The 21,029-nt window shown below is 38.0% G+C and carries 21 protein-coding genes; 7 read left to right on the top strand and 14 right to left on the bottom strand.

Annotated elements, in window-relative coordinates:
• Nucleotides 1-87 precede the first annotated feature (87 nt).
• The 4 genes from NST76_RS08180 to NST76_RS08165 form a co-directional block, all read right to left on the bottom strand.
• Nucleotides 88-2,148 carry a HAMP domain-containing sensor histidine kinase gene (locus NST76_RS08180; RefSeq protein ID WP_342544949.1) on the bottom strand — a complete coding sequence of 687 codons (2,061 nt, stop codon included), beginning with the start codon at nt 2,146-2,148 and terminating at the stop codon, nt 88-90.
• On the bottom strand, nt 2,126-2,821 hold the full coding sequence (locus NST76_RS08175) for a response regulator transcription factor (RefSeq protein WP_036118196.1): 696 nt from the start codon (nt 2,819-2,821) through the stop codon (nt 2,126-2,128). Before NST76_RS08175 ends, NST76_RS08180 begins: the two co-directional genes overlap by 23 nt.
• A 530-nt stretch (nt 2,822-3,351) precedes the next feature.
• Nucleotides 3,352-4,548 (bottom strand): MFS transporter, encoded by a 1,197-nt coding sequence (locus NST76_RS08170; RefSeq protein ID WP_089932579.1) that lies wholly within the window; start codon nt 4,546-4,548, stop codon nt 3,352-3,354.
• On the bottom strand, nt 4,548-4,946 hold the full coding sequence (locus NST76_RS08165; RefSeq protein WP_036118202.1) for a MarR family transcriptional regulator: 399 nt from the start codon (nt 4,944-4,946) through the stop codon (nt 4,548-4,550). Before NST76_RS08165 ends, NST76_RS08170 begins: the two co-directional genes overlap by 1 nt.
• A gap of 168 nt (nt 4,947-5,114) precedes the next feature.
• On the opposite strand from NST76_RS08165, the gene NST76_RS08160 reads away from it, so the two are divergent.
• Complete coding sequence (locus NST76_RS08160) at nt 5,115-5,669, top strand: DJ-1/PfpI family protein (protein ID WP_036118205.1); 555 nt, start codon at nt 5,115-5,117, stop codon at nt 5,667-5,669.
• 34 nt (nt 5,670-5,703) lie between these two features.
• Here the strand turns inward: NST76_RS08160 and NST76_RS08155 are convergent, their stop codons facing one another.
• From NST76_RS08155 to NST76_RS08145, 3 genes are all read right to left on the bottom strand, one after another.
• Nucleotides 5,704-6,030: a DUF3889 domain-containing protein gene (locus NST76_RS08155; protein WP_036118210.1), complete on the bottom strand. Its 327-nt coding sequence runs from the start codon at nt 6,028-6,030 to the stop codon at nt 5,704-5,706.
• A gap of 83 nt (nt 6,031-6,113) precedes the next feature.
• Nucleotides 6,114-6,245 carry a hypothetical protein gene (locus tag NST76_RS08150; protein WP_255358822.1) on the bottom strand — a complete coding sequence of 44 codons (132 nt, stop codon included), beginning with the start codon at nt 6,243-6,245 and terminating at the stop codon, nt 6,114-6,116.
• A 14-nt stretch (nt 6,246-6,259) separates the two neighbouring features.
• Nucleotides 6,260-6,484, bottom strand: a complete 225-nt coding sequence (locus NST76_RS08145; protein WP_004269369.1) for a hypothetical protein — start codon at nt 6,482-6,484, stop codon at nt 6,260-6,262.
• 625 nt (nt 6,485-7,109) lie between these two features.
• Between NST76_RS08145 and NST76_RS08140 the strand changes: the two genes are divergently transcribed.
• Nucleotides 7,110-7,760, top strand: a complete 651-nt coding sequence (locus NST76_RS08140; protein WP_342544946.1) for a DUF3885 domain-containing protein — start codon at nt 7,110-7,112, stop codon at nt 7,758-7,760.
• 55 nt (nt 7,761-7,815) lie between these two features.
• On the opposite strand, the gene coaW is transcribed toward NST76_RS08140, so the two are convergent.
• Together coaW and NST76_RS08130 are read right to left on the bottom strand one after the other, a co-directional pair.
• Nucleotides 7,816-8,652 carry a type II pantothenate kinase gene (gene coaW, locus NST76_RS08135; protein WP_036118221.1) on the bottom strand — a complete coding sequence of 279 codons (837 nt, stop codon included), beginning with the start codon at nt 8,650-8,652 and terminating at the stop codon, nt 7,816-7,818.
• Nucleotides 8,653-9,067: 415 nt separating this feature from the next.
• Nucleotides 9,068-9,802: an SDR family oxidoreductase gene (locus tag NST76_RS08130; protein ID WP_036118224.1), complete on the bottom strand. Its 735-nt coding sequence runs from the start codon at nt 9,800-9,802 to the stop codon at nt 9,068-9,070.
• 229 nt (nt 9,803-10,031) lie between these two features.
• Here NST76_RS08130 and NST76_RS08125 point away from each other — a divergent pair, with 229 nt between their 5' ends.
• Nucleotides 10,032-10,853, top strand: coding sequence for a squalene/phytoene synthase family protein (locus NST76_RS08125; protein WP_089932545.1), 822 nt, complete (start codon nt 10,032-10,034; stop codon nt 10,851-10,853).
• A gap of 42 nt (nt 10,854-10,895) precedes the next feature.
• Here NST76_RS08125 and NST76_RS08120 read toward each other — a convergent pair whose 3' ends face one another.
• Entirely contained in the window at nt 10,896-11,384 is a 489-nt protein-coding gene (locus NST76_RS08120) for a metal-dependent hydrolase (RefSeq protein ID WP_101966840.1), read from the bottom strand.
• 294 nt (nt 11,385-11,678) lie between these two features.
• On the opposite strand from NST76_RS08120, the gene NST76_RS08115 reads away from it, so the two are divergent.
• Nucleotides 11,679-12,779 carry a ferric reductase-like transmembrane domain-containing protein gene (locus NST76_RS08115; protein WP_271912891.1) on the top strand — a complete coding sequence of 367 codons (1,101 nt, stop codon included), beginning with the start codon at nt 11,679-11,681 and terminating at the stop codon, nt 12,777-12,779.
• A gap of 37 nt (nt 12,780-12,816) precedes the next feature.
• On the opposite strand, the gene NST76_RS08110 is transcribed toward NST76_RS08115, so the two are convergent.
• The gene (locus NST76_RS08110; protein WP_342544944.1) at nt 12,817-14,847 is read right to left on the bottom strand and encodes a methyl-accepting chemotaxis protein; all 2,031 of its coding nucleotides are present in this window, start codon (nt 14,845-14,847) and stop codon (nt 12,817-12,819) included.
• A gap of 215 nt (nt 14,848-15,062) precedes the next feature.
• Between NST76_RS08110 and NST76_RS08105 the strand changes: the two genes are divergently transcribed.
• Nucleotides 15,063-15,689: a nitroreductase family protein gene (locus tag NST76_RS08105; RefSeq protein WP_036118238.1), complete on the top strand. Its 627-nt coding sequence runs from the start codon at nt 15,063-15,065 to the stop codon at nt 15,687-15,689.
• Between the two features lie 342 nt (nt 15,690-16,031).
• Nucleotides 16,032-16,529, top strand: a complete 498-nt coding sequence (locus NST76_RS08100) for a hypothetical protein (RefSeq protein WP_230593752.1) — start codon at nt 16,032-16,034, stop codon at nt 16,527-16,529.
• 27 nt (nt 16,530-16,556) lie between these two features.
• Here the strand turns inward: NST76_RS08100 and NST76_RS08095 are convergent, their stop codons facing one another.
• The gene (locus tag NST76_RS08095) at nt 16,557-17,612 is read right to left on the bottom strand and encodes a DUF1835 domain-containing protein (protein WP_340810832.1); all 1,056 of its coding nucleotides are present in this window, start codon (nt 17,610-17,612) and stop codon (nt 16,557-16,559) included.
• Nucleotides 17,613-17,750: 138 nt separating this feature from the next.
• Between NST76_RS08095 and NST76_RS08090 the strand changes: the two genes are divergently transcribed.
• Nucleotides 17,751-18,920, top strand: coding sequence for an alanine--glyoxylate aminotransferase family protein (locus NST76_RS08090; RefSeq protein ID WP_342503971.1), 1,170 nt, complete (start codon nt 17,751-17,753; stop codon nt 18,918-18,920).
• A gap of 296 nt (nt 18,921-19,216) precedes the next feature.
• Here NST76_RS08090 and NST76_RS08085 read toward each other — a convergent pair whose 3' ends face one another.
• Complete coding sequence (locus NST76_RS08085; protein WP_342544942.1) at nt 19,217-20,545, bottom strand: D-serine ammonia-lyase; 1,329 nt, start codon at nt 20,543-20,545, stop codon at nt 19,217-19,219.
• Nucleotides 20,535-21,008 carry a YaiI/YqxD family protein gene (locus tag NST76_RS08080; RefSeq protein ID WP_036118254.1) on the bottom strand — a complete coding sequence of 158 codons (474 nt, stop codon included), beginning with the start codon at nt 21,006-21,008 and terminating at the stop codon, nt 20,535-20,537. Before NST76_RS08080 ends, NST76_RS08085 begins: the two co-directional genes overlap by 11 nt.
• Nucleotides 21,009-21,029 lie beyond the last annotated feature (21 nt).

Here is a 21,029-nt window from a genome sequence, read left to right as displayed (position 1 = left end):
TTTACTTTATTTCATTGTAAAAGAAAAAAGACTGTAAGCAAACTCAAAATTCGTTGAGTTTGTCTACAGTCATAAAGGAATAGGACATTATTCATTTGGAAATTTCGGTAGATAAATCATGACCTTAAATAAATCGCCATCTACTTGAACTAAGAACTTGCCGTTCTGGATGTGAATAAGGCTTTCAGCAATCGATAACCCTAATCCGCTACCTTGACTTGATCTCGATTCATCTCCTCGTTTAAAACGTTCCATTAGCTCATCGACTGTGATATTTAATTCGTATGCTGAAATATTTTTAAATGTCACAAGTATTTCATTCCCTAAATCTTCAACACTAATATATACCCTTGATGTAGGCTGTGCGTATTTAAAAATATTCGAGAATAAGTTTTCGATGGAACGCCATAGAAGTTTACCATCAGCCTTCACATACACCTTTTCTGTTGGATGGGCTAACTTAAAATCTAATGACGAGGCTTCAATTTTTTCATCCATTTCTCCGATTCCTTGTGTTAGTAATGATACGATATCAATCCGCTCTAACTGGACAGGTATACTACCACTTGATGCTTTAGCCGCTTCAAATAAATCATCCGTTAAGTGCTGGAGTCTTTTCGACTTTTGATCTAACACGTCTACATATTCAGCAATCATTTCAGGATCGTTTTCTAATTTTAATAAATCGACATACGTAATAATTGATGTTAAAGGCGTTCTGATATCATGCGAAACATTCGTAATAAGCTCTGTTTTTAAACGCTCACTCTTGATTTCACTATCCACTGCCTTTTTTAACCCATCTGTAATACGATTAATATTTTCTGCAAGTTGACTAAACTCCCCTTTTCCATCGACTTCAATTCGATGATGAAGATCCCCATTCTTAATTTGCTCTACGCCCTCTTTAATGCGATTAAATGACTTCACCTTTCGCATCGCCAACCAGGCAGCTACACCTATCGTAATGGGAAATATAAAAAATGTTGCCGCTACAACTAATGGATAGCCAATGACTAGTAGCACAATTTTCACGCCTGTACTACCACTGTTAAAAACATGTTTCACCCAAATAAATAGCTTTTTGAAAACTTGATAGAGCAGTGTATGCTGAAATAACGATCTATTTTTAATATGCTTTACGAGCGATAAAATCAATAGTAAGGCAATGATAAAAATAGGCACGGTGAAGAACATGTACATATCATGGAACACTTCAACAATCATGGTGATCCACATCGCTGTTAAGCAACCAACTAGCACAATATTGAAATCATTATAGAGTTTATCTATGACATGGAAATGAATTTCTTTATCTTTAAATGACCTTCTTCCAATAACTATGATTAAATAAACAAAAGATAAAATAAACCCTGCTAAAAATACCATGAATTCATTCAGAAAACTTTGGGCATTCTCTTTATCTTTTTCCCATTCCGCCATTTTTTGTTGTAAGAAAGAATCTTTAAACGCCACATACATAACATCTGTCTGTGGGTTCAACGTGTCAACTTCGTGTGTAATGTAACCCAAGTATTGACTTTCTTTCATTTCATTTGGATAAAGCTTTTGTTGGTAATCCTCAAATAGCATATATGCATCAAAGGATTTAAATTGTTCTTTCTTCTTGAGATCACTATTGGAAAATTCATGTTCACCGTCACTCGCATAAAACACAATTCCTTCATAAGCTTCTAACGTACTACGTAACTGATAAAAATTTCTTACCTGTTCATTTATGCTTTCATCTTTTGTTCTAGCAATGTCATTTGCATATTTTTCTTGATAGATATGCTTATTTTCCTCTTCACTCAAATTCGAATTATATCTGTAAGAATTACGAAAATCATAATATAATTCCTCTTCGATTCTTCTATTATCCTCTTCTGTTAGTGTTTTACCACTTAAAATATATTCTTCACTTTTATATTTCCCGATTAATTGCGCTAAAGGAGCCATAATGCTGTAACTTTCATCAGCGAATGCTCGGCTTTCAAAATAATTATCTTGATTTAAACTACTAAGATGAATTCCATTAAATTCCATGTCGATCATTACCCTCGCTATACCAATTAAACAAGCGATGGCAATTAGAAACACAACTATTTTCGTTATAAGTGCATGACTAATACTTCTCAACTTTCTCAACCTTATACCCAACTCCCCATACAACTTTTAAATACTTTGGCTCTTTTGGATTAATTTCAATTTTTTCTCGAATCTTTCGAATATGAACCGAAACCGTATTTTCAGGATTAATAGCCCTGACATTCCATACCTTTTCATAAATCTCTTCAATCGTGAACACCCTACCAGCATTGGCTGTCAGAAGCTTTAAGATTTTATATTGCACTGGTGTTAAATGAACCTCTTGTTTATCAACAGTAATGACTTTTTGTTCATCATCAATCACAAGCCCGCCCGTTTGAAATACAGAACTGCTCATCTCGAGGCTCCCAAATGTCGTATACCTTCTTAGCTGTGATTTCACTCTAGCCACAAGTTCTAATGGATTAAACGGCTTAGCCATATAATCATCTGCTCCAATATTTAATCCGAGTATTTTGTCATAATCCTCCGATTTAGCAGAAAGCATTATTAACGGAATCATATTATCTTGCCTAATCTTCATCGTCGCCGTAATCCCATCCATTTTTGGCATCATAATATCCATAATAATAAGATGAATAACGTGATCCCGAATAAGATCGATTGCCTCTATACCATTGTAAGCTTTGAATACATGATAGCCCTCATTTTCTAAATAAATGCTAATCGCCCTAACAATTTCTTTATCATCATCACAAATCAAAATGTTCAACTACATTCACTCCTCCACCACTTTAGGTTCATGTCATCACCCCTATAGGATTCGTATAAGGATATAATACTAATTAAATCTTAACAAACTCCGACATCAATTCTTAAGATTTTCTTAGTGTTTTTCTCTATGCATTCTTTATGCTAAATACAAAAGCTTGAAATGAAAAATTTAGTTAAGCTGCAGGCTTTAATGTTGGACTAGGATAAAGAAATAAGAATATAAAAATGGAGAGCATGCTTGGGTGGCTCTCCTTTAATCGTCTATTATATAATTTTTATCATGAATCCAATACCAGTACTGCGTTTTAAGAAATCGATTAGAATTTCCGACAATTGTCAACATTATTAAAGATAAGTAAACAAAAAGTAGTTTTCGTTAGATTTAAAAAGGACAAAAGTAATACTCATTTTGAAAAAGAGCTCATTAAAACTTTTTATAAATCGTATCTTTCTTATAAATGAACAAAATTTATTTTGATGAGTCTGGGACAATTATAAAAACAGTTGGGCACAACCCCAACTGTTTGACTATATATGCACTACTTTTTTCGGTTTCATCTTTGCAAGGCGTAATAGATAAATAATAAAGACAACCCCCAGTAAGCCTGCCCCCGATAAATAGACAGAAGCATAGCCTGCCTGTACAGCTACCATTCCTAAAATATACGAACCTAGTGCGATACCCAGGTCAAACATGGTAAAATAGGTTGCTGTTGCATAGCCGCTTCGTTGAATGGCAGTGGATTGAACTGCTAATGCTTGCAAGCTAGTCGTTACAGCTCCATAGCCAAAGCCTATAAAAATAGCAGCACTTAAAAATAACATTGGTCCTTCAACAAATGCTAGCATGACTAGACCGATGGCAAAGGAAATAATGCCAGGAATAATGACAAATTGCGGTCCCTTCGTATCGTAAAGTTTTCCTGTATATGGACGTGTAATGAGCATTGCCGCTGCAAATACTGCATAAAAGAGACTAGCTACAGCCATTAAATCCTTTTGCTGTGCATAGACCGATAAAAAGGATAGCACACTGGCATACGAAAAAGCGACGAGGCTGGCAATTGCTGCAACAGGAAGCGCCTTACGCTCAAATAAATCATTCAATTTAAAAGTTAGTTTTCCTTCATGCACTGGCTTCGGTAAATCATCTGTATTGACCGTTAATGCTAAAATCCCTCCTGCTAGAATACATATACTCATGACTATGAATAAGACATTAAAGGTACTATATTGAATTAATAATAAGCCGATAAATGGTCCAATGACGACAGCTAGATTCGTAGACATCGTAAAGTAGCCTAGCCCTGCCCCTTTTCGTTTAGCAGGAACGATATCAGCCGCTAAAGATCCTGCAGCTGTTGTGATAATACTAAAGAAAATCCCTTGAATAAAGCGAAGACCAAGTAAAAGTCCAAACGGATGAATAAATAAATATAAAACGGTACAGATAAAATAGCCCACTATAGATAGGACTAACAGTTTTTTCTTGCCAAAAACATCTAATAACTTACCTGAAAACGGGCGTACAATAATAGCTGACAATAAAAAGCCTGACAATAATAGGCCCGCTTCCTTATCTGTCTGATGTAGTTCACCAATCGCATAGAGTGGTAAAGTCGTTACAAGTCCATAAAAAACAAAAAATACAGAGATATTCGTTAAAAAGAGGCTAATGAAACGCTTCGTCCATATTTGTGTATTTTCTTCTTGCTGCATGTCCATCAACCTTTCATTTTTTCCAATAACTTCAGAAATTGCTGCTGCTCCTCAACAGTTAAAGAGCCCACCATTTCTTCCTCAAATGCTAATATGGTTACGGTGATCGCTGGTAAGCGCTCCTCCCCTAGAGCGGAAAGAGTCACAATTTTTTCTCGCTTATCCTCTCCATCTAATCGTTGGACCCAGCCCAATGTTTCTAGTCGTGTAATAGCTCTTGTAATACTGGGCGCTTCCACATTTAAATATTTCCAAATTTGTGTTAAGGTCATTGGCCCGTTTTTATGTAAGCAATATAAAATGGCCCATTGGGAGCTATATAAATGATGTTGCTTTAATACTTCATTTAAGCAGTTCGTTAAATACCGACTTTTTTGGAATAAAGCATGAAATATTGGATTCATATTGTTTACCTCCTGCGAATTTATTTACCTAGTTAAATAAATACTATACGCTTCATTTTTTTCTTTGTAAAGCAAGGAATTTGGAAAGGTAACCCTACTGTAAGCAGGAAATTTTTTGCAAGTGTCGAATAAAACTTAGTAGATTTACAATGTAAAGGAGATGGAAGCATGGGGAAAAAGGTTTTAATACTCGCAGGAGATGCAGTAGAGGCTTTAGAGATTTTTTATCCTTATTATCGTTGTCTTGAAGCAGGGTATGATGTCACAATTGCAGCACCATCCGCTAAGAAATTACAAACCGTATTACACGACTTTGTAGAGGGTGTCGATACATATATCGAGCGTCCTGCTTATGGATTAGAGGCCCACGCTGCTTTTGCTGCTATTGATCCAACACAATTCGATGGGCTCATTATTCCTGGTGGACGTGCACCTGAATACATTCGTTTGAATGAGCATGTCCCAGCACTAGTAAGCCACTTCTTTGAAACGAATAAACCAATTGCAGCCGTTTGTCATGCAGCGCAAATTTTCGCGACCATTCCTGAAGTGCTAAAAGGGCGTGAGCTAACAGCCTATATTGCCTGCAAGCCTGAGGTGCAGGTGGCAGGAGCAACTTACATTGATGCCAACCTTCACACAGATGGTAATTTAATAAGTGGGCATGCATGGCCTGATTTACCAGGCTTAATGCGTGCATTTATTCAAAAGCTAGAGGGTTAAAGAACAAGGATGCCTAAAATAGGGCATCCTTATTTTATGAAGTACTTTCTTGAAATTCAATTTTTTCTACTTCCTGCGTTGTCGTTTGGTAGCTGATTCTGACATGAACACCAAATTCCTTGTCAGGCTGCTTGAGCCAAAGCTTAAATTTCTCAATGGTTGATGCCCCCTGTACTTCCTTGCCCTCATGCAAATAATCCACAATTTTAGCCGTAGGATATTTCGCCTTTACCTCTTTGATAGCCAGCTGTCCCCATTTTGCATAAGCTGGTGTTTCTTGTTGTGCATTGGCAACCACTGGTATTTGTATAAACATAGCTAGAGAAACAAAAAGAAGCCCAAGTAAATAAAATTTTCTCACTTGAATCACTCCCTTTTTGACTGTATAAAGCAGCACAAACAGTAAAAAATAAGAGCTCCAAAAGACTTTGGAGCAGCTTGTGTTTATTGCTTTGGCTGTTGGGGATTATTATGAATGACCTGATTAAATTCTGCTGAATATTCCTCACGATCATTCTTTTTGTGTGTATCTTCCTTCTTTTTCTTTTTAAAGCTTGTCTTATTCTTTTTTGCCATGATTTGTACCTCCACTATTTTGTTTTATTCGACTGTTGGTTTTTATCATGATTCGTTTTATTGTTTTTATTTTTAGCCTTTGCATCAAATTCTGCCGCGAACTCTTCATTCAAGTTATCATTTGGGTTGTTATTATTGCTATTACTTCGATCGAGGTCTTTGCTTTTGTAAGTGCCAAAAGGATTATGTGTTCTCATATTCATGGTTTTACTGTTGTTTCGATTATTACGCTTTCCCACGTAGCTTCACCTCCTACTACCTAATTTGTTCAGTTCGAGATGTTTTCATGTAGGTAAGTTTCTTCGCTATTTGTAAAAAAAATGAACATGATCAATTTGATGTTAAATATATATAGAATAATCGGAATATTATGTATAATACAGGAGAACAAAAGGAGAAGTAAGGTTTAAAACTACAACAGGAATGAGTTATGACGAATGGTATATAATACCAATTAATTCTTCGACACCAATTGATTATCTTAAAAATCCCAATGGTGAGATTTCTCATGGTTATGTATTTACAAGCGTTTGGATTAAATGATGGTGTTATGAATGGATTATGTAAAAATCGTTAGTAGCATGGAAGCTGTTAATAGTAGCTTACGGAGGCGTTATCAATACTTTCTTAGTTCAATTTTTAAATGGTGGAATAGGTTCAGGTAAAACAAAATTGATAAATGCTTATATATATTAGTAATATTGAATTTGTAGATGCTAACTGGCAAATTGATCATCTACCCCAATGCAGTAACGAAAGCGAAATATAATTTCTAAATTAATGGGTAGAGTCATTTTCTTCTTTGACTATTATTCTGGCGGTTTGTTAAAGGTAAAATTTTAAAAATAAAGTTGAGGTGCAAATATGCTTTTAAATGACTATATGAATGAAAATTTTCCTTCCTTACTTCTTAGACCACCTTTGTTTTATAACTGGGAAATTGGCATACGGTTCGAACTAGGGGTAGAGCGAGCTAGAGAATACGATTATGAAGATCGTCTTTATATACAGGAGGTTTATAAAAGGGCTGTCACGCTGTTTGAAGCACTACATTTACAAGACGAGGAAATTTTTATGGTAGTAGATATCAATGATCTTGGAGGTAGAAAAACCTATCAGCACAAAGCGAGAATTTTTTCTCCATATATCTATGATAAATCAGTCTTATATAAATTGAAGCATACAGAAATGTCTTCTATTTTCCCCGAAGATGATGAGGACGGAAAATATAAAACACATAGGTTTACACTTGCATGTAAAACATCTGATTTGAAGTACATTCCATTGTTAAAAGCAGTATGTAATCAAGATTTAGGAATCCAACCAAGTATTTTTCATAGGATATATTTTTTAAATATCAAAAAGAAAACCATTTTTCACGTTTACGATGATAGAGGCTGTGATTTACTTGCTACCTCACCTGAATCTATACGAGACATTTATTATACATACAATGACTGGATATTAGATTATGATAAAGACAAAATAAAGTGTTTAAATAACTTCTTATTGTAGTTGAATAACAAAGGACATAACTAGTTGTCATACAATATGTTATGTCCTTAAATCGTTAGACAATTGTATATTCTGTAATATTAAGTAATGCTCCGACAGCACCAGAAAAGCCATGGTCATTAATAAAGACAGGTGTATGCTTTTTCGTGCGTGTATAATTTGCAATCACTCGGGTAAGATGATCATTATTGCTTAATGTGGAGCCAATATAAACGATATGCTGTGCATTTTTTTCCTCCGCATATTGAATGCTGAGTGTTGTAATGACTTCGCCTACTAGTCCTTGAACGGTCGCAATAATATCCTCAGCAGGATGCTTTATCGACTTTGTAATGCCTACTTTCCCAAAATTACTAGCCGTTAAATGACCGTCAATCGGTGTATCCATGCCTTGATAAATATCCTTGACCAATAAATCGATTCCTTCACGATTGCCATTGGCAGCCATTTCACGGATTTCATTGTAATCTGTAATGCCCGTTGTAAGCGCTGACAAACCAATTAGTGTCCCACCACCAACGCCTGTCCCACCAACGCGAATATGTGTATTACCTTCCATATAATGAATGGACGTACCTGTCCCAATATTGGTAATCATACTGCGCTCAAAAAAGTAGCCTTCTTTATTAAGCAAAAATCGGACACCCTTTAATGTAGCTTCAAATTCCACTATATAATGAATCGATTTCATTGTTTTAATGACATCAAGTAATTGCTCTGTACGTCCCCCCGTAACACCAATATCCTCAATATCTGGATGATCAATAATCCATTTTGTGACAGATTGCAAATCATTCGACGGAAAGGTTGTTAACACAAGTTCATTGTCTTGATCTAAATAAGCAACCTTTGTCAATGTGCCGCCTGCATCAATACCTATAGCCTTTGGCATACAATTCTCCTTTGTTTTTATTACGTAATTTTCTCATACTATGATGACGGTTTACGCTATGATTCAGGCAATTCATCAAATTCATGCCCTCTTTGGTATCCAGGATTTTGCAAGGAGTTATGTATGCCAAAATCCTGACTCCTGATTTTGTTCGTACAAAAGCTAAACGCTCAGTACAGTCCCCCAAATCGTGTAATGACATTTTGCCCTTTCTAAACTTTAACGCTGTTGAAATGATTGTGCAATAACTTCGTACACTTTCTTGAAAAAATCACGAAAAATATCAAAATTTATCTAATCAATAGCTGTTTTTTGACGAATTTCTAAAGCTTTATCATCATTCTACTAAAAAAACAAAAAAAGTGAAAATGCACTGCTTGAACAGGCATTTCCACTTTTCAATTACTATATTTAACTAGCGTGCTGAATAGCCACCATCAATGACAAGCTCGGCACCCGTAATGTAAGAAGCCTCGTCTGATGCTAAAAATAAAATAGCATTTGCTACTTCCTCTGGTTGACCAAGACGCCCCATTGGTGTAGCTCTTACTAACATATCCATTGCCTCTTTTGCTTCTGATAATTTGGCTGTCATTGGTGTTTCGATGACACCAGGGAATACCGTGTTCACACGGACATTGAAAGCACCAAGCTCTGAAGCTGCTGCACGAGCAATCGCACGTAAAGAACCTTTAGAGGCTGTATAGGCATTAAAGCCTGCCCCAATAATCGCTGTGTAAGACGATGTATTAACAATGGAGCCTTTGCCTGCTTCTTTCATATAGTGCGCAGCATGTTTAATGCCAAGAAATGGTCCAAATGCATTGATATTATGCATAATTGACCAGTCTGCCTGTGTAATTTGATCGGGTCCTTTTTCTGATGAAATACCCGCATTGTTAATTAAAATATCAATGCGACCATATTTTTCAACAATTGCTTTTGTTACATCTGCCCAGTTTTCGTCAGAGGAAACATCTAATTTCATTCCCTCTACATTTTCTAGCTCAGAAATTTTTGCTAAGTTTTCTTCATTAATATCAGCTGCAATTACTGTAGCACCTTCTTGTGCAAACAGTTTAGCCATCGCTGCACCCATACCAGAAGCGCCGCCTGTAATCATAGCAATTTTATTATTTAAACGTCCCATTTCATTAAACTTCCTCTCATTTGAAATTGATGTAGCTATACTAGTATAAATCCACTCTTATTGACCACCATAAAAGTATAGATTTAAATAGTTTATTATTAAACTATATCATTTGTAGTAATCGTTTTCAAAGAATATCTCTCTAAATATGAACAATCTGTTTTATCTTTCCCTTTTTTTACGATACGATATACTATAGATATGGAACCATTTGAACGGAGGAATACAAGTGAACGAACAAAAAAGACTTTACAAAGAAGCGATGCAGGTTTTAAAAGATACAAGCCGCACGTTTTATATACCTATTACTTTTTTAAAAAATGATTTAAAGATATCGGTGGCTGCTGCCTATTTAGCCATGCGTGCCATTGATGAAATTGAAGATCATGAACAGCTTTCGAATGATGTGAAATTTAATTTATTGTCCGCAACAAGTGAATTATTAAAGGACACATTTAATAAAGAAGCTTATCAAGCATTATTAGCACCTTATGCCGATCAACTGCCAGAAGTATCCCTTCGATTAGCAGATTGGCTAACATTTTGTCCTGAGGAATCGCGAAAAATTGTTCAGGCTTCCACAAGCGAAATGGCTTTTGGTATGGCCAAATGGGCAAAGGCCAATTGGCAGGTGCATACACGCGAGGATTTGGATGATTATACATACTACGTGGCAGGGCTTGTAGGGACGATGCTGTCTGAGCTTTGGGCGTGGGGTGCCAACGTTCAAACTGATCGTGAGCTAGCAATAGGCTATGGTCGTGGACTCCAGGCTGTCAACATCTTACGTAATCAGCATGAGGATTTAGATGAACGTGGTGTCAACTTCGTGCCTGATGGCTGGACACGCGAAGATTTGTTTGTCTATGCTGAAGAAAATTTAGCCAAAGCAGACCTCTATATGAAAGATATTAATAAACGTACCATTCTGCTGTTTTGCCGCCTACCACTTGCCTTAGCCCACAAAACGTTGAAGGCGATGCAAGAAGGTCGAGAAAAAATGACGCGCGCCGAAGTAGAGCAGACTGTGGAAGAGGTACAAGCTGACTAACATCAAAAGCCCCAGTAAACCAATACTGGGGCTCTTCTTAATTTATATCGAATCTATAAATTTGACAATCAATTCATAGCTCAAATAGATGGACAGCATCGAAAGCAACATAAGTACGATCCCTTCCACCTTGCTACCCGTTTTCGTTGTAAGTGGAAAACGAATGGATACAGTCGCTGGGAAAAATAGTTTAACGCCCTTTTTTGTACACATATCAAGCAGGATATGACTAGCCATCCCTATAATAATCCCAATGGAAATTGCTTTGTAAGGAACTAAAGTATGTAACGCCACCATAACGAACAATAGGAAAAGCAAACTATGTGTAAAGGAACGATGTCCAAACACTGTATTAACCAGCTTCGCTAGGATGGGAAATGTTCGACCGATTTTACTACCTCTATGACATATATCTGGAAGTAATGCACCGATAACACCTGCCCCTACTAAGACAAGTGGGTTATCATTTGAAAACTGTGCAAAGGCGAGACTTGCTGTGATGCCCCCAACAATATGGGTGTTCCCTTGCATAAATTACTTCCACTCCTTCTCTCTCTATTTTTTCCTTCTTACTGTACCATAATTCCGCCCGAAAGGGAACGTACATTCCGAACATACGCTCGAAAATATTTTTCAACTCATTATTTGTATAGCGATATAGAATATGGATAAAAATAGGGATGGAGGTTATATATGAGAGCTTATAAAGGACTACTTCTTATCTTTTGCATAATGGGCACTAGTGCTTTCCTTTGGTATGCCGCTACACCTATGGAGCCCATCCACCCATTGAACATACTAAGCCATCTCATTGGAGGCTTAGCCATGACTAGTTTATTTCTTGTGTTCTTATTAGCTACCAGAATGAAACTGTTAGAGCGTTGGTTTTCTAGTCTTGAGCATGTTTATTTTTATCATAAATTACTCGCAATCCTTTCACTTGGATTCATCCTCTTGCATGGTCAGTTGCAAAAAATGATTCCTAATGAGGCAGTCATACAAGAAACCTCACTAAAAGACTTCGCTAATGACCTTGGTGAGCTTGCCCAATATGGCTTTATTGCCCTGATTGTCCTAGCGTTCATTGCAAAGTTTTTAAAGTATGAGCATTGGCGCTGGCTACATCGTTTACTACTTGTACCTTATACTTTCGGTATTTATCATGCTTATTTTTCTAGCCAATATGATTTATTACAGCCTTCTCCTTTAGGCATTTTCACAGCACTGACAACAACGATTGGTTTTATGTCTGCTCTGTATATGTTGACAATGTATCAAGATATGTTCTTTCCATATACAGGTCATGTTTCAGCCATTCAAAAGCTGAACGCCCATGTGATTGAAGTTGAACTGACACTCACAAAAAAACTCGACTATCGACCAGGACAATTTCTCTTTTTAAAAATTTTTCAAGAGGGTATCGAAAAAGCGCCACACCCCTTCTCTATTACTGGTGGTAATGGCGAACAAATCACGGTAACAATCAAAGCCATTGGAGATTATACGAAACAGCTCTACAACGATCTTCAATTCAATACACCAGTTGCCATAGCTGGGCCATATGGTCATTTTGACTTTGATCGAGTGGCCAATCAGCAAATTTGGATTGCTGGTGGCATGGGCATTACACCTTTTCTTGCCTATTTACAAACAAAGCCTGATAAGAAAATTGACTTGTATTATTCCTTCCATGGTCAAGACAATGCCATCTACAAAGATTTTCTACAGAGCTATGCTCGAATGAACGATCATTTCACTGTCACCTTTATTAATACAGCTCATGAAGAAAAGCTATCCTTCCATCAGCTGTCACTATCTGCTGAAACAAGTGTTTATATTTGTGGACCCCCAAAAATGATTAAACAATTCAAATCGGCTCTGCCTACAAAAAGCGTGGAGTGGGAAGCTTTTTCATTTAGATCCTAAAAAGGCGTACATCTTCCTATCGATGTACGCCCTACTATTAGACAGTAAATTCAGCTGTTTCTTCCTGCAAATTTTGAGCAAGCTGTGCTAACTGCTCAGAGGCTACAGCCATTTCATTCATGGTGGAGGCTTGTTCCTCAGTGATGGCCGAAACATTTAATGTATGATCATTTGTTGCCATCGCCTGTTGGTTAATCATCTGCACTTGTGCTGTCACTTCCTGCAAGTTTTTAAAAGCATCTGCTGTTGTATTACTCGTTTCTCGTATCGTCATCTGGAGCCCTTCAATGGCACTAGCAATCGTATCAAAGGTAGTACCTGCTTGCTGGACAGAACCAATACCTTGGTGAGCAATTTTTCGACTTTGCTCCATCATGTCCACCGCCTCATTCATTTGGTCCTGAATCGTCAGCACGACCTTCGCAATGTCTAAAGAGGCTCTACTTGTCTGTTCAGCAAGTGCTTTAACCTCACCAGCTACAACGGCAAAACCTTTTCCTGCCTCGCCTGCTCGTGCCGCCTCTATAGCCGCATTGAGAGATAATAAATTGGTTTGGTCAGTAATAGCAGAAATAAGCTGACTCATTTGCTCAATTTGAGCGGATTGCACCTTCAGGCTACTCACCAGATTAGCACTGCTGTCTACCTGTGCATGAAGCTGGACAATGTCATCCACAAAAGCCCGTATTTTTTGCGAGCCCCCTGTAGCTAGATGAGAGGTTGTTACCGACTGTTGCACTGCCTCTTGTAAATCGTCCATGGCAGTCTTCATGTCATCACCTAATTGTGTTGTGACACCTGTTAATTGACCACTCACCTGCTGCTGTGAACTCGTATTTTCAGCCACATTTTGCATAGAAACAGCTACTTCCGTCACGGTTTTATTGACCTCTTGTACACTGGCTGTTAATTCTTCGGCAGTGGAGGCAACTGTCTCCGTTTCAGCAACAATGCGCTGTATCATAGACCCTAACCCTTCCACAGACTCATTATAGTACTGTGCCATTTCACCAAATTCATCCTTTGTATGAATGGCCATTTGTTTCGTTAAATCACCCGTAGCAAGGTAGCCTAAATATGTATTCATCGTTTTCACTTCCGTACGTATATAGCGAGCAAGGAAATAAATAATGATGGTGATCAGGGCAATAAGCACCACACTAATCACGATTTGCTGCTGAAGCATCGCCTGTACCTCACTGTAAAGCTCATCTGTAGGAACAAGTAAAACCAATTTCCACGGCATGTTCTGAATTTGCTGATATTGTAGCGTAAAGTCATTCCCATCAATCGTTGTCTGTATTAGCTTTTTCTGCTCAGCTAGCTGCTCAACAGGAATATTTAAAAATTGCTGAATCGTCTCTTTATTTACTTTATCTACATCAGGATGCGTTAAAAAATTCCCACTATCATCTATTAAAAAGGCATAGCCACTCTGTCGAATTTGCACATCAGAGACAATGGATTGGATAGAATCTAACACATAATCCCCTGTAATAACCCCCACTGGCTTAGAATCTTTCACAATTTGTGTGCCAAATGAAATAAACATTTCTCCTAAAGCCTCATCAAAATAAGGTGTTGTATGGACAATGCTATTCGAGTGGATGCTGTTGCGGTACCATTCCTGCTCATGAAAATGATAGGCTGGATCTTCATACGTATCCGTAGAGACAATTTTTTCTCCTTCTTTATAGGCATACGGGCCAAAAATTTCCCCCTTTGCCACATCCTCCTCTAGCCATAACCCCATACCATAAGTTTCCTTATTGTATGGCAATAGCTGCTGTACATAGCGAATAAATTGCTCTCTCGTCATCATACTGTCAGCTGATTCTATCGTTGTCTTTGCACTATAAATCAACTGAATATGCGCATGTAATTTGCTCTCAACAGAGCCCGTTACATCATCTGCCAGTAAAGACATTTCATTTTCAATAGAGCTTTCAAGTTCATGTGATACACTCAAATAATTAAGGAAGGACATACCACCTAGAAAAACAATAATAATAGGAATAAGTATCCCTATTTTTGCCATAATCTTTAAATTTCCCAATAGTTTTTTCATCTGTCTGTCACTCCATACCTGTTATTTTTGCTCTATTTACCTTCTAGTATAAATGGATTACCTCTATAAAAATATATTTTTTTGTAACTTTTTAAATGATAGGCAGATAATAAATCCTGTTTTCAAGACTCTTTAATTCGAGCAATTTACTTGGAAAATGAATGCGTTTATCGTATAGTAAAAAACGCATCATATAATGAAGGAGACAAAAAATTATGACAGTGACAAAAAGTTCTTTAAATAAAATTATGCATGAACGTAAATCTGTTCGTAAATACGACGAAAACTATAAAATTCCACAAGAGCAATTAGAACAATTACTTGTAGAAGCGACTTCTGCTCCATCATCTAGCAACCTACAACCTTGGCGCTTTTTAGTAATTCAAGACGAGGCAATCAAAAAAGAATTACGTGCCATCGCAAACAATCAAGAACAAATCGAAACATCCTCAGCGATTATTGCCGTTTTAGGCGATACAAAAATGTACGAAAATGCCGAGGCTGTTTATACGAAAAACTTTGATCTTGGTTATATTGATGAAGCAACCAAAGATTTAATGATCAATAACTCGATAAACTTATATTCTCAGCTTCCACAAGAAGTGTTAAAGAATATCGTTACATTTGATGCTGGTCTAATTTCTATGCAAATTATGCTTTTAGCAAAAGACATGGGCTATGATACAGTCCCAATGGGCGGATTTAATAAAGAAGCCTTCGCTCAACACTTTGCATTAGAAGACCATATCGTACCCGTCATTTTAATTGCGATTGGTAAAGCAGCAGCTCCTGCATATAATTCTTCTCGTATTGAGCTAGAGCATATCGCTAAATTCATTTAATCCAAGTAAAAATGCCACCCTATATTTTAGTAGGATGGCTTTTTTTAGAATTCAATGGCATGTTCTGACCTTCTATCATCATAGGATAGTAATGTTTTGTATAAAGCAAATGAAAAACACTAAAAATGGTTCTCCAAAACTAGCACAATAATTTTCACAAGGATATTTTTTGCTTTTTTTGTATTTATTACTCAAAAAATCATCATCAAAGACTTAAAAATAAATTATATTCTAGTACATTCGTGCGATTTCTACTAAATATTACATTAAATTCGTTGTAGCTTAAACAGGCTAGGCTTGTTATGATTAGTTGGTATTTTCAAATGAAGGGAGGTTTCACTGATGTATAATTACGATAGTTCTTATTACTCTAATGATTGGGATGCAGCTATGGGTGGTCTGTTTATAATACTTATTTTAGCAGCTCTTGTTCTTGGTTTAATCGCCTACATTATTAGTGCACTCATTTATTTTATGACGTCTAAAACAAATGGTTTTGGAGATGTAGCCTATATCGCTTGGATTCCTATTATTAATGTATACAGTCTTTTCCTACTGACTGCTGGTGGGGATAATCGGGAAACGGTACGTGCCACAGCGTTAAAAAATACGCTTATTTATGCGGGCATGTTCATCGTTTCGTTTATTCCATTTCTCGGCATACTCGCTTCTCTAGGTATGGTAGGCTTTTCAATTTATTTCATGTATCGTCTATTCTATCGCTGGTGTGGCGAAACAGGTAAGGCTGTACTATACACAATTTTAACGGTTATTACGGGCGGATTATTCTTTGCCATTTACGGTTTAATGCGTATGAACAAACCATTCGTTGCCGCTTAATACAACTTGTTAAACCTCTTTATGCCTTCAGGCTAAAGAGGTTTTTTGACGTAATCTCACCTGATAATGTCGCATGGATTTAGGAATCCCCTTTAATTCAAACTCCCCACTATAGACTAAAGTTCGAATTCTATACTCTAAAAAGAAGATATTTGGTGGTTCTTCCATTCTTACAAGTAGCTCTGAAAGGAATACGCCTGTTTGTATAAAATCGATACTTCCTTGTTCATGATGAAGTTGTCCTAGCATCGAAATAATGACGGAATCATAGTGATTCTCTGACACTCCTTGTATTCGCTGATGCCGCCATAAACGGCATACATCCTTTGTTTGGGCCAAATCTTGCCATTGCTGTTGAAACATCAGGTGTTCTTTAGTAGTCAATGGCTTGTTGTCATATAGCGCTATGTCCCATTGACGATTAATCACATTCTGTTCACCCGTGTTAATGAGCATGATGTCATTGCTTTTATCGCGCAATAAACAAAGGAAAAAACGAAGGCCACATTGTTCTTCTGCATTATGTCCATACCAAATATAGATGGGTAGATGACTTGGAATATCCTGTATTTCTCTTATCGTATTCTTAAAATGATTGTCATTGACAAAATCGTCCAACCCATCATTTATATTTTCCCTTAACCATTCATGACGAAATGCCTGTCCTCTTTCTTCATCGAGTTTCCAGAGAGGGCCGATCGACAAATCCTCTGGAAACCCGATAACATATTTCGGTGGAGCAAGGGCCCCTCGTAAAGAGCCAGCTACAGCTTCAGAGCAAACAATATGTACCGCTTGTGCAGTAGTTGTGATCATGACCTGCTGAATATAGTCATTAATCATTTCTACCAAAAAATAAAGCTGTTCCTGCTCCATCCAAAAGGTCCAACCCTCCTGCAGCTGACGTTGTTCATGGTGAAAAGCTGTAAATGATTCAGATGGCTGCAGTGCATAGCTCGTCCATTCACCCTTTTCCATCACATCCGCTAGCTTGATATATTCAAATGTTTGAATTTTATATACCAATACCTGATTTGGTTTGTACAAAAAATAAATATATGGATAATGCATGATTGTTTCCATCTGTTCAGTCCCCTTTTTTATTGCATCTTAATGTTAATCTCTTCCAACATTTTTTAAAATAGCAGCTAGCTATCATCATAAATATGGTATTATTATAGTTAGAAAATTTCGAATTCACAACGAAAGGGATTGATGAATGTGTATGAAAATATTTTAAGACACCCAGGGCCAACGCCGATACCAAAAAGGGTTCAGTTGGCGATGAATCGGGATATTTTTAGTCATCGGAGTCAAGAATTTGTAACGTTATACCGAGAAACAATCGAATTAGTAAAACCTGTTTTTGGTACGACACAAGACATCTTACTTTTGCCATCAGGTGGAACAGCTGCCTTGGAGGCTGCGGCAGTCAATACCGTCACTGCGGGTGATGAAGTTGTGGTCATTACCGTTGGAGCATTTGGTGACTATTTCGTGTCCATTTGTGAGCAATATGGCTTCCATGTACATAAGCTTGAAAAAGAATGGGGACAAGCTTGCACAGCCGAGGAACTACGAGCATTTTTACAGCCATTGCACAACGTTAAAGCCGTTTTTGTTACGTACAATGAAACATCTACAGGCATTATAAACCCCGTTGCTGACTTAGCGCAGGTAATCCGCGACGAAACAGATGCCCTTGTTATTGTAGATGGCGTAAGCTGTATTGGTGGTGCCCCTGCTGAAATGGATGCTTGGGGCATCGACATTTTGGTGACAGGCTCTCAAAAGGCTATGATGCTACCTCCAGGACTTTCCCTTATCAGCGTCAGCGAAAGAGCTTGGAAAGTCATCGAGGACAATCAAACACCCGCTTACTATTTAAACTTATTAAGCTATCGAAGCTGGGCCGAAAAGGGCATGACGCCAAATACCCCAGCCATCACACTGATCTATGGATTGCACGAAGTATGTCAACTGATTGAGCAGGAAGGCGGCTTTGCGCAAACTGTAGATCGTCATGAACTTATGAAAAATATGGTACGTAGCGCTATGAAAGCCTTACACATTGAGCTATTAACAGAGGACCAATACGCGTCACCAACCATTACAGCAATCAAGGCCCCTCAAGGAATCGATCTTGGCGAATTTTTAGCCCATCTGAAACAGCACTATCATCTAGATTTTGCTGGCGGGCTTGGTCATCTACAAGGGAAAATTTTCAGATTCGGTCATATGGGCTACTGCTTCCCAAGTGACATTTTACAAGCCGTTTCCCTAATGGAAGCTGCCCTCCAAGACTTCTCCTACGATTTTGAGCCAGGGGCAGGCGTCCTTGCTGCACACGAAGTATTTCTAGCAGCACAACGCAAAGCACTGCAACGTTAAAACAACCAACAGGTGGAGAAAAATTTCTCCACCTGTTTTTTGGTTAGGTTCAAAATTATTTTGAAATTGCAGTGAGCGGTGTTCTAGTTATACTTGGTGAGGGCTTTTCCTTTTTTGAGTGAGGTAACATCTTGGCGAGCATTGTGACCTTCTTTTTGAGCGGTTCAGTATACTTCTTGAGCACTTGACTCTCCTCTTGAGCGGGTCCAGTACATTTTACAGGCATTCCCACTTCCTCCATCAAAATGGAGCGAATCTACTACCATCATCCCCCCAATAAAAACAAAGCACTGCCTTTAATCCAACTCCCTGCTCTTCGCCAAATAAGCGGCACGCATTGTGGCAGGGACCATACTGCCACCTGTTGCCCACACAAGATGTGTGGCTTGCGATAGGTGGCTGACGAGGTTGTGCTTTTCGAAATAGGACGAACCTTTTTGGAGTAAGCGGATAGCGCCAAACATTCCGGCATTTGCCGATGGTTCTAAAAACAATGCTTCGCTGTCCATAGCTAACCCTAATGATGTAAATAATTCTTGATCTGACACTGTATAGCAGCCACTTATATAGGTTTCCATCACTTTGCCAACAAACTTGGATGCACGACCAACAGCTAGACCGTCTGCTTCTGTTTTATTGTCAAGGCCAATATCCTCCACACTAATGGCATCATGTAAACCAGTCATTAGACCAATCGTCATACAAGGAGAGGCGACTGGCTCAGCAAAGAAAATATGCACATGCTCGCCGAATATTTCCCGTAATCCATAGGCCACCCCCCCTGGTCCTCCACCGACACCACATGGTAAATAGACGAACAATGGCTGCTCTTCATGGACTGTAATATTCGTCTTTTCTAACTGGTCTTTTAATCGTTTTGCGGCTACTGCATAGCCTGCAAATAAATCCTTTGAATTTTCATCATCAATAAAATGACACATCGGATCTTGCTCAGCTTCTTGTCGACCCTGTTCTACGGCTACACTGTAATCAGCCTCATATTCAATTACAGTAGCTCCCTTCTCTCGGAGCAAGGCTTTTTTCCATTCCTTGGCATCACTCGACATATGTACAACGACATTAAAGCCGAGCTTCTTGCCCATAATGCCGATACTTAAACCTAAATTTCCTGTGGAGCCTACTGCAATCGTGTATTGCTGGAAAAACGACTGGAATGCCTCTGTTGCTAAAAGTGCATAATCATCCTCTACTTTGAGCCTTCCACTTGCCACCGCTAGCCTTTCTGCATGTTTTAATACTTCATAAATCCCACCTCGTGCTTTGATTGAGCCTGAGATGGGTAGCGCATGATCGCATTTTAATAGCAGGTGACCTGGTATAGACACACCGTATTTTTGTTCAAGTGCCTTTTTCATCGCTGGAATCTCCTGAATCGTGGATTCAATTAGGCCATCACTTTCTACGAGCTCAGGAAATGCCACTTTTAAATAAGAAGAAAATCGTTGTAGTGTGTTTTCCGCATCCTCGACTTCGGCCATAGTAAAGAGTCTTGTTTCTGGTTTTTCCATCCAATTTGTATTTTCCCACAATACAGTGCCCTTATTTGCTATTTCCTTTAGCTGTGGATATTGCTGAAATAGTTCGCGTTTACGTTCATTTTTCACCTGTAGATTCCTCCATTTTATGAGCTAAAATTGCTCGTTCACAAATTTGTCGAAATTTCATTTCAAACGAATTATTGTTTTCTTGTGTCCTTTTTTTAGGTCCCTTTGTTCTTCCTCCTGCCCGTCTAATTTTTTGACCAACATGACGCATATCGAGCAAACGTTCGATATTTTCATCAGACATTTCTCGTCCATTTTGATCAATTGGATAGCCTCCTCTTGCTAAAACCATTGCAGCTAATCCGTAATCCTGTGTTATAACAATATCGTGTTTTGAAAGCGCGTTCACTAGCGTAAAATCAACTGAATCTGGACCTTTGGGTACAATAATTGTTATTACATTATCACGTTCCACCCGATGGGATGTATCGCAAAACAAGATAGTTTCAATCTCAAATTCAGATGATATAGATAGCGCCAAATCCACGACTGGACAAGCATCTGCGTCAATTAGAACCTTCACAATAAAGCATCATTCCTTTCT

Source organism: Lysinibacillus sp. FSL W7-1291 (assembly GCF_038593415.1).
GTDB lineage: Bacteria > Bacillota > Bacilli > Bacillales_A > Planococcaceae > Lysinibacillus > Lysinibacillus fusiformis_D.
This window is presented reverse-complemented; position numbering and strand designations above follow the sequence as displayed.